At 72.9% G+C, this 13,444-nt stretch carries 3 protein-coding genes; all 3 read right to left on the bottom strand.

Annotated features, from left to right (window positions below; translation table 11 throughout):
- Positions 1-215 precede the first annotated feature (215 nt).
- The 3 genes from ACZ3HL_RS37215 to ACZ3HL_RS37205 are packed head-to-tail and all read right to left on the bottom strand — an operon-like array spanning position 216 to position 12,434.
- Positions 216-5,540 carry a type I polyketide synthase gene (locus ACZ3HL_RS37215; RefSeq protein ID WP_465536116.1) on the bottom strand — a complete coding sequence of 1,775 codons (5,325 nt, stop codon included), beginning with the start codon at positions 5,538-5,540 and terminating at the stop codon, positions 216-218.
- A gap of 13 nt (positions 5,541-5,553) precedes the next feature.
- Positions 5,554-9,009 (bottom strand): acyl carrier protein, encoded by a 3,456-nt coding sequence (locus tag ACZ3HL_RS37210; RefSeq protein WP_465536114.1) that lies wholly within the window; start codon positions 9,007-9,009, stop codon positions 5,554-5,556.
- Positions 9,006-12,434 carry a beta-ketoacyl synthase N-terminal-like domain-containing protein gene (locus tag ACZ3HL_RS37205; protein ID WP_465536112.1) on the bottom strand — a complete coding sequence of 1,143 codons (3,429 nt, stop codon included), beginning with the start codon at positions 12,432-12,434 and terminating at the stop codon, positions 9,006-9,008. Before ACZ3HL_RS37205 ends, ACZ3HL_RS37210 begins: the two co-directional genes overlap by 4 nt.
- Between the last annotated feature and the right edge of the window lie 1,010 nt (positions 12,435-13,444).

Raw genomic sequence — 13,444 nt, 5'->3', positions numbered from 1 at the left:
GGCGTGGTGGTCGTGAGTTCTTTCGAGGGGCAAGTCGAACGCGACGTGTTGCGAAAGCCACTTTCGCGACGCTGGAGGTTGGCAAAGTGGCTTTCGCAACGTCGGCGGCCCGCCCGGGCGGGGTCGGCGCGTGTCGCGAAAGCCACTTTCGAGACGTGTGATGTCCCGAAAGTGGCTTTCGCTACACGAACGCAGCTCACGACCACGTCACCGGCTCAGCGTTCGAGCTTCGGGATGGTGGTCCGGGCGGGTTCTTCGGCAGGCGTCGCGGCCTTACCGGCGCGCAGCTCCTCGATCCGCTCGGCCAGAGTGGCCACTGTGGACGCTTCGAACAGCGTCTTCATCGCCAGCCGCGTGCCGGTGGCCTTGCGCACCTGGGCGATGAGCTGGATCGCGACCAGCGAATTGCCGCCGAGAGCGAAGAAATCGTCGTGCACGCCGATCTTCTCCACGCCGAGCAGCTCGGTCCACTGCCGGGCGATCTCGGCCTCCAGGTCGGTGCGCGGGGCGACGTAGTCGTCCTCCGACAGGGCCACCGGCGCTTCGCCGGGTTCCTCCAGCTCCTCGGCGCCGACCTGGCGCTCGATCAGCTCCCGCACCGGCAGGGTGGTGATCACCACCTGCCCGCCGAGACCGGGGGCCAGCGCCCGGACGAACGCCTCGGCGCCGTCCACCGGCCGAATCCCGGTCGACGTCGACGCGGTATCCACAGTGGACACTGTCGGCGCCGAAGTCAGGCCACCGCCGACGGCGTCCTGATCGACCTGCCGCAGCACGAAATCCTCGATCGTGACGAGCACTCGGCCGGTCTCGTCGCACAGCGAGAGGTCGGCCGCCACCACCTGGTCGCCACCGGTGTCGCGGTAGCGCAGGTGGCTGCGGAAACTCGCCGGGAGCGCGTCGTGCACGACGATCCGGCCGTAGCTCATCGGCAGATAGGTGCCGCTCCCCCGGCCGCGGCCGAAGGCGGTCGCGACGTCGAGCAGCGCCGGGTGCAGGCCCCATGCGCCGATGTCACCCGCCGCCGCGCCGGGAGCCGTGATCGTGGCCAGCTCCTCCTGTGCGCCGATGCGGTGTTCGCGCAGCGCCGCCCAGCGCGGGCCGAAGGTGACCATGCTGGTGCGGCCGGTTCCGAAGCCGTGCCCGTCGTCGATCGGCTCGGTCCGCCCGGTCACCGCCTCGATGTCCACAGTGGACGTCACCTCGGCCGCGACCCATCCCGCTGCTCCGCGCACGTGGGTCCGGCTCGCACCGGCGACGTGGCTGGTCACGGTGAATTCGTCGCCGTCGAACTCCACGCGGTACTCGGCGGTCGAGCCGTCCGGGACACCGAACGGCTCCAGGAACACAACGTCCCGCAGCTCGACGACGTGCCCGTCACCGGGCTTCGGCAGCGCCGCGGCCACTGCCGCGCGGACGGTCTCCAGGTGTCCCGTGCCCGGCACCACCGGCACCCCGGCGATCCGGTGTTCGTCGAGCAGCCAGTGCGTGGCCGCCGAAACGAGGCCGTGCGCGCCGTCCTCGAAACGCGTCGTGAGCACCGGGTGCTCGACGGGGCCGAGCGCGCGCGACCGGGCGGTGCGGATCGTGGTCGGCGCGGCCACCTCCGCGGCCATGCCGACCTCGTCCCAGCCGCCCCAGGCGTGCGAGACGAGCCGCGCTTGCCAGCCGTGGTCGCCTCGCGCGTAGGCGTCCAGGAAGTTGTTGGCGGCGCAGTAGTCGACCTGCCCGATACCGCCTGCCACCGCGGTGATCGACGAGCACAGCGCGACGAAGTCCATCGGCAGGTCGGCGAACCCCTCGGCCAGCGCCAGCGTCCCGGCGATCTTCGGGGCCAGCACGGCCTCGGCCGCGGCCCGCTCCTTCACTTCGGCGACGCCGCCGCCGGGCAACCCGGCGGCGTGCACGATCCCGTCGAGACCGCCGAACTCGCGCTCGGCCAGCTCACGCACCTCGCGCAGGCGCGCCGCGTCGGTGACGTCGGCGGCGACGACGTGCACCTCCGCGCCCGCGGCCTCCATCCGCCGCACGGCGAGCATCGCGCGCCCGGCGCGGTCGGTACCTCCGTGCGCGGCGAGGTGCGCGTCCCACTCCGCCCGCGGCGGCAGCCCGGCGCGGGTGAGCAGCACGAGCTTCGCCCGCACCCGGCGGGCGAGATCCTCGGCGAGGGTGATGCCGATGCCGCCGGTCCCGCCCGTGATCAGGTACCGGCCGCCCTCGCGCAGCACCGGCTCGGCGGCCGCGGGCAGTTCGAGCTGGGTGTAGTCCAGCACCCAGCGACGACCGGCCCGCAGCGCGACCTCGGCCGCCGCGTCGGCCGGGCGGAACAGCTCGGCGACGACGTCCTGCAACCTATCCGCGTCGATCCGGCGCACCACCGTGCCCGCGATCTCCAGCGGCACCACCCGCGCGATACCGGCGAGGGTCGCGTGCTCGGGGCGGGTCAGGTCGGCGCCGGTGACGTCGGCGGTTCCGGTGCTCAGCACGTCGATCCGCACCGGCTCGCCCCAGGCCTGGACGAGGTTCAGCAGGCTGAAGAACCCGAGGTCCTGTGCGGCCATGCCGCGCTCTTCCCCGGCCAGCGTCCAGGCGTGCACGACCCGCTCGGGTCGCGCGGGCAGCGCCGCCACAAGCGAGTCGTAGTCCTCGCGCACTCCGGGCCGGACGGTGAATCCGGTCTCCGTCACGGCGAACCCGTCGCCGGGGCGCACCTCGGTGACCGTCACGCCCGCGGCGCGCAGCAGGCCGGGCAGGACGTCGTCGGTGGCGAAGACGAGCGCGTTCGCGAAGGGCTCGCGTCTCAGGTCCGGTTCCGCCTGCCGCCACGCCGGGACCGCGAACCACTCGGACAGCGGCAGCGGACCGCTCGACCGCACGGGCTGGGTGGCCGAGACCGGGTCCGGGTCGACCCAGTACCGCTTGCGTGCGTACGGGTAGCCGGGCAGCGGGACCCGCCGGCCGGGCGCGCCGAACGTCCGCGGTTCCAGGGAAACCCCGTTCGCCCACAAGAGACCGGCCGCGCCGTACAGCGTTTCGACGTCGCCGATGCGCTCGTTGCGGCCCGGCAGGCTCGGCTGCGGCGCGGGCATCCCCTTCGGGACCTGGCCGCGGGACAGCCCGGACAGCTGATGCCCCGGGCCGCATTCGACGAGCGCCCAGCGGCCGCCGCGCGCGAACAGGTGCTTGACGCAGTCGCCGAACCGGACGGCCTGACGCAGGTGAGACGCCCAGTAGGCGGGGTCGATGGCCTGGGCGTCGGTGATCCAGTCGCCGGTGACGTTCGACAGGAACGGCAGCGCGGGCGCGGTGCGCGCGACGGCGGCGACGGCCTCGGTGAACTCGGAGAGGATCGGGTCCATCATCGGCGAGTGGAACGCGTGCGAGGTCACCAGCTCGCGGCACTGCACGCCGCTGGCCTTGAGCGTCGCCGCGAAGTCCGCGACCGCGTCCGGCGGCCCGGCCACGACACACGTGCCGGGCCCGTTCACCCCGGCGATCGCGAGGTTTTCCGGCAGCCGCGTGGCGACGCCCTCCCCATCGAGCTGGACGGCCAGCATCGCCCCGGCGGGCATCGACTGCATGAGACGGCCGCGCGTGGCGACCAGGTTCAGCGCGTCCGGCAGGGTGAAGACCCCGGCGACCGTGGCGGCGACGTACTCGCCGACCGAGTGACCGATCATCGCCGCGGGCCGCACGCCCCAGCTCCGCCACAGCATCGCCAGCGCGTACTCGACCACGAACAGCGCGGGCTGGGTCACGCGGGTCTCCCGCAGCGCCTGCTCGCCACCGCGCCCGAAGATCAGGTCGCGCAGCTCCGGCAGTTCGGATCCGAGCAGCCGCAGGCACTCGTCGACGGCCGCGGCGAACACCGGCTCGGCGTCGTAGAGCTCGGCGCCCATCCCGGCGTACTGGGAACCCTGGCCGGGGAAGAGGAACGCCACGTTCGTCTCCCCGGCCTGTCCGGACACGAGGCGCCGGGAGTCGCGCAGCCCGTCGACCGCGTCCTCCGGGTCACGGGCGACCACGACCGCGCGGTGCGGGTACTCGGTGCGCCCGGCGGCGAGGGTGTGGGCCACGTCGGCGAGGTCGAGGTCGATGTCCCCGGCCAGCCGCTCGGCGAGCTGGTCGACCGCCGTCGAGAGCGCTTCCGCCGTGTTGGCCGACACCCGCAGCAAGTGGGCAGGGTGCGCCGTCCTGGACCGCTGCGGGACCGGCGCCTCCTCCAGCACGACGTGCGCGTTGGTACCGCCGACGCCGAACGAGCTGACACCTGCCCTCCGCGGCACCCGGTCCGCCTCCCACTTCGTCACCTCGCGCGCCGGATAGAACGGGCTAGCCGGGAAGTCGATACCCGGGTTGGGTTCGTGGTAGTTGATGGTCGGCGGGATCAGCCCGTGCTCCATGACGAGCACGGCCTTGATCAGCGAGACCACGCCCGCCGCCTGCGACAGGTGGCCGATGTTGGACTTGACCGAGCCGATCGCGCACCAGCCGGTGTCCTCGGCCCCGTTTCCGTACACAGTGGACAGTGCGGTGATCTCGATCGGGTCACCCAGCGCGGTACCGGTGCCGTGCGCCTCGACGTAGCCGATGGTGCGCGGGTCGACACCGGCCATGCCGACGGCCTGCGCGACCGCCTCGGTCTGCCCGGACATGCTGGGCGCGGAGAAGCCGACCTTGGTGGCGCCGTCGTTGTTGATCGCGTTGCCCAGCACGACACCCCGGATGTGGTCGCCGTCCTCGATCGCCTGCGACAGCCGCTTCACCAGCACGACACCGACGCCGCTGCTCCAGACCGTGCCGTTGGCTCCGGCGTCGAACGCGCGCACATGGCCGTCCGGCGAGGTGAAGCCGTCGACACCCATGTAGCCGACGCCGTGCGGCATCTCCACGTTGACCCCGCCTGCCAGCGCCATGTCGCACTCGCCGTTGCGCAGCGCCTCGCAGGCCAGGTGCACCGCGACCAGGGACGTCGAGCAGGCGGTGAACACCGCGAGGCTCGGCCCGCGGAGGTTGAGCTTGTAGGACACCGAGGTCGTCAGGTAGCTCGGCTGGTTGCCGGTCGAGATGCCGATACCGCCGTGCTGCGAGGCGAGGAGTCGCTCGTTGCGCATCAGGTTCTCGGTCAGGTATCCGGTGCCCCCGGACCCGCCGTAGACGCCGATCGCGCCGCTGAAGCGGGCCGGGTCGTAGCCCGCGTCGGTCAGCGCCGCGTGGCACGACTGGAGGAACAGCCGATGCTGCGGATCGGTGATCTCGGCCTCACGGCTGGTCATCCCGAACAGTTCGGCGTCGAACTCGTCGAAGCCGTCGACCACGGCGGTGGCGTTCACCCAGCTCGGATCGTCCACGGTGTCCGGTGTGGCGCCGCGGGCGATCATCTCCTCGCGGGTGGCGGGCACGATCGACTCGACACCGTCGACGAGGTTGCGCCAGAACTGGTGCGCGTCACGCGCACCGGGCACGCGCACGTCGAGTCCGACGATCGCGATCGGTTCGGCTCCGGGATCGCCGGCGCCGGTTTCGGGGTGGTGGGTCACGGTGGTGCTCCTATCAGGGGCCGGCCGGGCCGGCGGTGCGACGGGGTCTTCTGGTCTGGGTGCGGCCGCGGCGGGCGGCGACGCGTTCGGCGGCACGGGCCAGCTCAGGGCTGGCGGCGACACCGGAGTGCAGATGCGCGGCGAGGGCGCGGACGGTGGGATGGCTGAGCAGGTCGACCATCGGGATCCGGCGGGCGAGCCGGTCGGTGAGCTGGGCGTGGACCCGGGCCAGGGCGAGCGAATTCCCGCCGACGTCGAAGAAATTGTCGGTGTGCCCGACTTCGGCGACACCGAGGACGTCACACCAGGCCCGAGCGATCACGGCCTCGGTCGCGGCGAGCACCGCCGGGTCCGCGGCCACCGACGGCGGACGTGCCCGGACGCGGGTCGTCGCGGCCGGCGCGGCGGTGCGGACAGCCGCCCGCGGCAGCTCCGGCGCACTCGTCCCGACCGGCGCGTCCGGCGCCGCGGCCAGCGCGCCGAGCAGGGCGACGTAGTCCTCGGCGAGCCCGGCCATCCGGTCTTGGCCGAACAGGTCCGGGTTGTACAGCAGTTCGACGCCGTCGTCGTGGACGTACACCGTGAGGTCGAACGGCGACCCCGGCTTGTCGACCGGCAGCCACGCCGAGGCCACGCCCGGCAGCTCCAGCCGCGGCTCGGTGAAGTTCAGGACGTTGAACATCACCTGCACGAGCGGGGAGTGCGCGGGGTCTCGGGGCACGCCGAGGGCTTCGACGAGCCGCTCCACCGGCGCGGCCGGATGCGCGGTCGCGGCGAGGAGTTCCGCGCCGCCGTCGCGGACGTGCGTGGCGAAATCCGCGGCGTCGTCGGCCCGCAGCCGCACCGGCACGATGTCCACGAAGAACCCCGCGACGTCTTGGCTTTCGGCGAGCTGCCGGTCCGCGACGACCGTGGCGACCAGGTGGTCGGTCGCGCCGGTGAGCCGCCGCAGCAGCTGGCCGAACGCGGCGAGCAGCACCCCCGCGCGCGTCGTGCCGGTGCGGGCGGCCAGTGCCCGCACCGATTCCGCGGCACCGTCCGGAAAGGACCGACGCAGGCTCGCGCCCCGGTAGGTCTGCACGGCCGGGCGCGGCCGGTCCCGCGGAAGGTCCACTGTGGTCGGTGCACCGGCGAGATGTTCGGTCCACCAGGCGGCATCCACGGCCGCGCGGCGTTCGTCGCGTCCGGCCCGCCACACCGCGTAGTCCGCATAGGAGGCCGCCGGCGGCGGTAGCGGCTCGCCCCGGTAGGCAGCCGACAGGTCGGCGCACAGCAGTTCCTGCGACCAGCCGTCGAACACCGCGTGGTGCACCGTGAAGCCGAGCACGTGCTCCGTCTCGCCGAGCCGGTAGAGCCGCACACGCCAGGGAGCCTCACGGTCGAGTCGCACCGGCGTCGCGGCGTCGGCGGCCAGCCGGGCCCGCAGACCGTCCTCGGTCACCGGCGCCACCGGCAGCGGAACGTCCGACGGGGGCAGGCGATCCGCCAGCGGCGCGCCGTCGACGGTGCGGATCCGCCAGCGGAGCACGTCGTGCCGCTCGGCGACCGCGCGCAAGGCGTGACGCAGCGCTTCGACGTCCAGCGCGCCGGTCAGCCGGAACGCCATCGCGATGTTGTAGGGCGCGGCGTCCGGGGCGAGCTGGTCGAGGAACCACAGCCGCCGCTGCTGCGGCGACAGCGCGGGCGCGTGCCCGGTGGTCAGCCCCGGCCCGGTCAGCGGCGACGCGGTCGCGACCCTCCGGGTGAGCCCGTCGAGAGTGCCGCCTGCCAAGACGTCCTCCGTGGCGACGTCCGCGGCCAGCTCCGCCCGTAGCGCCGCGACCAAGCGCATCGCGGCGATCGAATTCCCGCCCGAGGCCAGGAAATCCGTCCCCGCGCCGTCGCCGAGCACGCGCCGCCAGATGGCCGCGACCGCGCGTTCGGCCGGGGTGCCGAGCGGGCCGAGGTCCTCCCGTTGCCCCGCCAGCGCCGCTTCGGCCAGGTCGCGCAGCGCGGGCCGGTCGATCTTGCCGGTGAGCGGGTTGACCGGCAGCCGGTCGAGCACCCGGACCGCGGCCGGGCGCATCGCCGCGGTGAGCAGGCCCTGACCGAGGTCGTCCACATCGGACGGTGCGGACGCCGGCGCCAGGAAGGCCACCAGCCGGGTTCCGCCCGGCCCCGGAACGGCCGTCACGGCCGCGGCGTCGACGTCCGGGTGGCTCGTGAGCGCGGCCTCCACCTCGCCCAGCTCGATCCGCTGGCCGCGGACCTTCACCTGCCGGTCGGCGCGGCCGAGGAACTCCAGCCTGCCGTCGGGCAACTCGCGGGCCAGGTCGCCCGTGCGGTAAAGCCGTTCCCCCGGCGTGATCGGGTCGTCCACGAACTTCGCGGCGGTCAGCTCCGGGCTGCCGAGGTAGCCGAGCGCGACGCCAGGACCGCCGATCAGGAGCTCGCCGATCTCGCCGGGCGCCACCGGCCGAAGCTCGGCGTCCACGACGTACGCCCGGTGATTCGGCGTCGGGCGGCCGAGCGGCAGCGGGTCGGCCGGGATACCGGTGACCTCGTCGGTGACGACCACGACGGTGGTCTCGGTCGGGCCGTAGGCGTTGAAGAACCGCCTGCCCGGCATCCAGCGTGCGGCGAGCTCCGCGGGCACCGGCTCGCCACCACAGGCGATGACGCGCCAGCCGGGGACGGCGGCGGGGTCCACCATGGACAACAGCGTCGGCGTGACGAAACCCCATTCGACGTCGTGCTCGACGAGGAACCGCCGCAGCCGTTCGGGGTCGGCCCGGTCGGCGGTACTGGTGAGCTGGACCGATCCGCCGTGCGTCAGCGGGACGAACACGTCCATGGTGAAGGCGTCGAAGGCGAGCGAGGAGATGCCGAGCGCCCTGGCGCCGGGCCGGATCCCGAGGGCGGCGGCGAAGCCGGTGACGAACGCGACCACGTTGCGGTGACTGGTCAGCACGCCCTTGGGCCGTCCGGTGGAGCCGGAGGTGTAGAGGAGGTGGACGAGGTCGTCCGGACCGGCGGGGCATTCGGCGGGCCCATCCGCGGGCGGGGGCACGTCGAGAGCTTCGATGCCTTCCACGGCACCGAATTCGTCCGTCGCGCAGTCGCCGACGACCAGCGAGATCCCGGCGTCCTCGGCGATTTCGGCCAGCCGCGCCTTCGGGCCGCCGGGTTCGAGCGGCACGTAGGCGGCCCCGGACAGCAGGACACCCACGACGGTCGAGATCAGCTCCGGCCGCCGGTGCGCGCAGACACCGACGCGAACGCCGGGTCCGGCACCCCGTGACCGCAGCAGCCGGGCGACGCCGGTCGCCGAAGCGACCAGTTCGCGGTAGGTGAGCCGGGTGTCGCCCTGCCGGACGGCGACGGCATCCGGGGTGCGCGCCGCCTGGGCGAGGATCAGCTCGGTGAGCGTGGTGTCCGGATAGGACAGTGGCGGGCCGTGGCCACCCACGACGGGCAAGGTGTCGGTCACCGAGGGGTCTCCTGGTCGGTCGTGTGGTGAGGCGGTGGGTCGATCCAGTGCCGCTCCCGCTGGAACGGATAACCCGGCAACGGGACGCGGCCGGGTTCGCCGCCCGCGTCCCACTCGATCTCGCCGCCCGCGGCCCAGCGGACGGCCGGTTCCCGCCCTGCTCCGGCCGGGCCCTCGACGTCGGTTCCGTTCGCCAGCAAGGCATCGAGCGCGTCGACGGCCGACGCGACCGAGTCCGCCACCACGGCGGCCCGGTACGCGAACGCCCTCCGGCTCGAAAGCGTGTACGCCACGTCCCTGAGGTCCGGCGCGTCCGTGGCGAGCCGATCGCGCAGCAGGGACACCGCCTCGCGCAACGCCTTCGGGTCACGCGCGGACACCGGCAGGACGAAGGGGCCACTCGCCACGGGGCGCGGCGCGACGGCAGGCGCCTCCTCCACGATCATGTGCACGTTCGTGCCGCCCATGCCGAACGAGCTGACCCCGGCCAGCCGCCGCTCGCGGACGGGCCAGTCGGTGGCCTTCGCCGGGACGTACCAGGGGCCGCCGGCCAGGTCGACCTCCGGGTGCGGGGCCGTGAAATGCAGGCTCGGCGGGATGACACCGTGCCGCACGGACAACACGGCCTTGATCAGTCCGGCGATACCGGCCGCGGCGTCGAGGTGCCCGATGTTCGTCTTCACCGAACCCAGCGCACACGATTCCGGCGCCGCGTCCCGGTAGACGCGGTTCAGCGCGGCCACCTCGATCGCGTCCCCCAGCGGGGTGCCGCTGCCGTGGGCTTCGAGCAGCGCGACCTCGTCCGGGGTGACCTCCGCGACGGCCAGCGCCTCGGCCACCGCGGCCGCCTGCCCGGCCGGTCCCGGCACGGCGTAGCCCGCGCGGTCCGGGCCGTCGTTCGTGATCGCCCAGCCGGGTAGCACGGCGTAGACGTGGTCCCGATCGGCGAGCGCGTCCGCCAGCCGCCGGAGCACGACCACCCCGGCGCCCGAGCTGAACCCGGCGCCCGCCGCGGCGACGTCGAACGCGCGGCAGCGGCCGTCCGGCGAGACGAGCCCGCCACCGCGGTACCGCGGCCACGTCACGCTCACCCCGCCGGCCAGTGCGACGTCGCACCGGTAGTCCGCGAGGCTCTGCGCGGCCAGCGCCACCGCCGCGAGCGAACTGGAACACGCGCTCTGCACGGCCATCGCCGGACCGGTCAGCCCGAGCCGGTAGGCGACCTGGCCGGGCAGGTGGTCGGTGAGCTGGCGGCCGGTCAGCCGCCCCTCCCAGTCGTCCGGGTCGACGTCGCCGGTCACCGCCGGGTTGCCGAACAGGTGGAACAGGAAGTAGCGGTTCACCGAGGCGGCCGTGAACACCCCGACCGGCCCGGTCTCGGCGGCGGGATCACGTCCCGCGTCTTCGAGTGCCTGCCAAGCCGTTTCGAGGAAGAGCCGGTGCTGCGGGTCGGTTCGCGCGGCCTCGTCGGCGGTGAAGCCGAAGAACCCGGCGTCGAACTCCTCGATCCCCTCGATCCGGCCACCCGCCCGGACGTACGCCGGGTCTGCACGCAAACCCGGCCCGATGCCCAGCGCCGACAGCTCTTCCTCGGCGTAGTCGTGGATCGAGTCGACACCCGCGCAGAGGTTCCACCAGAACGAGGCGGCGTCCGGCGCGCCGGGGAACCGGCAGGCCAGTCCGACGACGGCGATGAGGTCCCCGGCCTGCTCCTCCGCGGTGACCGGCGCCCGAGTGTCCGAAGTGGACTCCGTGAGCCAGGCGGCCTGCCCGGCGATCGTCGTGCGCTCGAACAGCGCGAGCAGCGGGACGTCCACGCCGAACTCGTCGGCCAGCCGCACCTGCACCCGCCCGAGCCGCAGCGAGTCGCCACCGGCGTCGAAGAACGCTTCGGTGCTGCCGATCCGGTCACGGCCCAGCACCTCGCACCAGATCCGGTGCACACGTTCCTCGGCCGGGGTCAGCCGCTCGGCCGGGACGGTCGCGGCCGAGCGTGGGTCCGGCAGCGCCAGTTCGTCGAGCTTTCCGGTGACGGTCAGCGGAAAAGCGTCCAGCACCGCGACGGCCGCGGGTACCGAGTAGCCAGGGAGCGCGTCCGCCAGTGCGGCTCGCAGGACCCTGCCGTCCGGACGCGGGCCGGCGGCCGTCACGTAGGCGAGCAGGTCGCCGTCTCGCACGATCGCGCGGGCTTCGGCCACGCCGGGCTGCTCGGCGAGCTTGGCTTCGATCTCGGTCAGCTCCACCCGGAAGCCGCGGACCTTGACCTGCCGGTCGAGCCTGCCGAGGCAGACGAGGTTCCCGTCCGGCAGCAGCGTGCCGAGGTCGCCGGTCCGGTAGCGACGGCCACCGTCGGCGGTCGCCCCGAACGCCGGGCTCGGCTGGTCGAGATAGCCGTCGACGAGGTGCCGTCCGCGCACCTCGATCTCGCCGGTCTCCAGCACGGAGAGCGCGAACCCCGGCAGCGCGCGCCCGATCGGCAGCGGCCCCTCGGCGTCCGGGTCCAGCTCGGCGGCGGTCGTCCGGTAGTGCGCGGCGAAGGTCACCTCGGTGGCGCCGTAACCGTTGACGAACACGCAGTCCGGCGCGAACCGGCCGCGGCGGACGTCGGCGTGGGTCGCCTGTTCGCCGCCGAGCAGCACGGTCCGCACGGAGGGGAGGCCGGTCTCGCCGAGGACGTCGAGCAGGTGCCGGTAGACCGTGGGCGTCGAGTGATAGACGGTCACCTCGTGCCGGGCCAGCTCGCGCGCGGCGTGGGCGACGCCGTGCGCGCGAAGGTCGACCGGCACGAGTGCGGCGCCGGTGAGCAGTGCCGGGTAGAGGTCCGGGATCGCCGCGTCGAAGCCGAAGGACGCGAGCAGGCTGAGCCGGTCGGCCGGGGTGATGCCGAGCGCGTCGATCTGGTTGTCGACGACGTGCAGGAGGTTGCGGTGGGTCTGTGCGACGGCCTTCGGCCTGCCGGTGGACCCGGACGTGAACAGCACGTACGCCAAGCCGTCCGGATCGGATTCGGGCACCGGGAGCGGCGCGGTCTCCGCGCCCGACCGCACCAGCCGCGCGGATCCGGTGCGGCACAAGAACTCCGCGAGCCCGGCGTACTCCGGGTCGGCGAGTACGGCGGTCACGCGCGCGGCCGCGAGCTGGTATTCGAGCCGCTCCCGGGGGAAGGTCGGGTCCAGCGGGACATAGGTGCAGCCCACGGCGAGGGTGCCGAGGATCGCCGCGATCGCGGCGCTGCCGTGCCCGGTGACGAGCCCGACCCGCTCCCCCGGCCGCACACCGGCGTCGTGCAACCGCAGCGCGCGGCCGCCCGCGAGCCCGGCGAGGCGGGCGTAGGTGAGCGCGGCGCCGTGCTCGTGGACCGCGATCCGGTCGGGTGACTGCCGGGCGTGTACGTCGAATCGGCTGACGCAGCCGGGTCGGGTCATCGGGCGTCGAGCAGTCGCTCCGAGGTTTTTCGGGCGCGCGACAACAACAACGGCGTGGACTTCATCTTGCTCCCCAGTGCAGATTCAGGTGAAGAATCACGCAAGGTTATGACGACCGGCCGCGCCGTGGAATACGAATTTCGCGGATTTAGTCCGAACGCTCCATCCATATTGGACCATACGTCGCAATTTTCCGCGAGTTACGCCCGAATCGGCGCCCTTGGCGGCACTTCACGACGGTCCTTCGGACACAAACGACACTCGATCGATCACATTCGGTGACACGTCGGATATTAACCGACACCTTGTCATGGGAAACGTTCACCGGCAGCCGGTCGGCCGATTTCCGCAATCGATTCAGAAATATCGCGGTGACGTGAAATGCGGAGGTTCGCCAGGACGCCCGCGCCAGGCTTGGACGGGGAGATCCGCGACCGGCCCGGGACAGCCACGGTGAAGCGGCGGGCCCACTGTCCGCACGGGGCGGATTTCGTGGCCTGGGCACCCGATTCGAGCGCTTCTCGACCGAGTCGCGAGTGGCGTTCCCTTGTGGGGTGTGTGGAAATAGGGACGTTGAGTGTCCCCATTTCCACACACCGGTCGCGTCAGGGACGGTCTCGCCGGACTGTGTGGATTTCGGGTCATCCAACGCCCCAAAATCCACACAGTGAGGGACGCGGTCCGGCGGAGGGAGGCGGGCCCGGCGCCGGGCCCGAAGCGAGGCGACCGAAACGGCACGGCCGGCGGCTGTGAAACTCGCCCACCTCACCAGCTCGATCAGCTCTCGATCACCCAGCCCCGCGGCCGCCGGCGTTCCTGCGCGGTTCTCGGATCGCGGGAAAGCACCGGGAAACATCACCGCGGGAATTTTCTCCCCACCGTGAATCGACGGAATGTATTCGCCGAGGAGATGCGGAGAAAGTGCGCGGGGTTTATCCCCGAAAGGGACCGAATTGCCGGGAAATCAGCGAATTAGGCGACGACGAAGAACCACCGTCCGGCCGCTGCGA

The organism is Amycolatopsis sp. NPDC000009, from assembly GCF_055563465.1.
The sequence above is the reverse complement of the archived record's forward strand: the minus strand, read 5'-3'. Positions and strand labels throughout refer to the sequence as shown.

Coding starts and splice junctions, on each gene's coding strand:
- ACZ3HL_RS37205 (WP_465536112.1), bottom strand. CDS start 12,434: ATGACCCGACCCGGCTGCGTCAGCCGATTCGACGTACACGCCCGGCAG.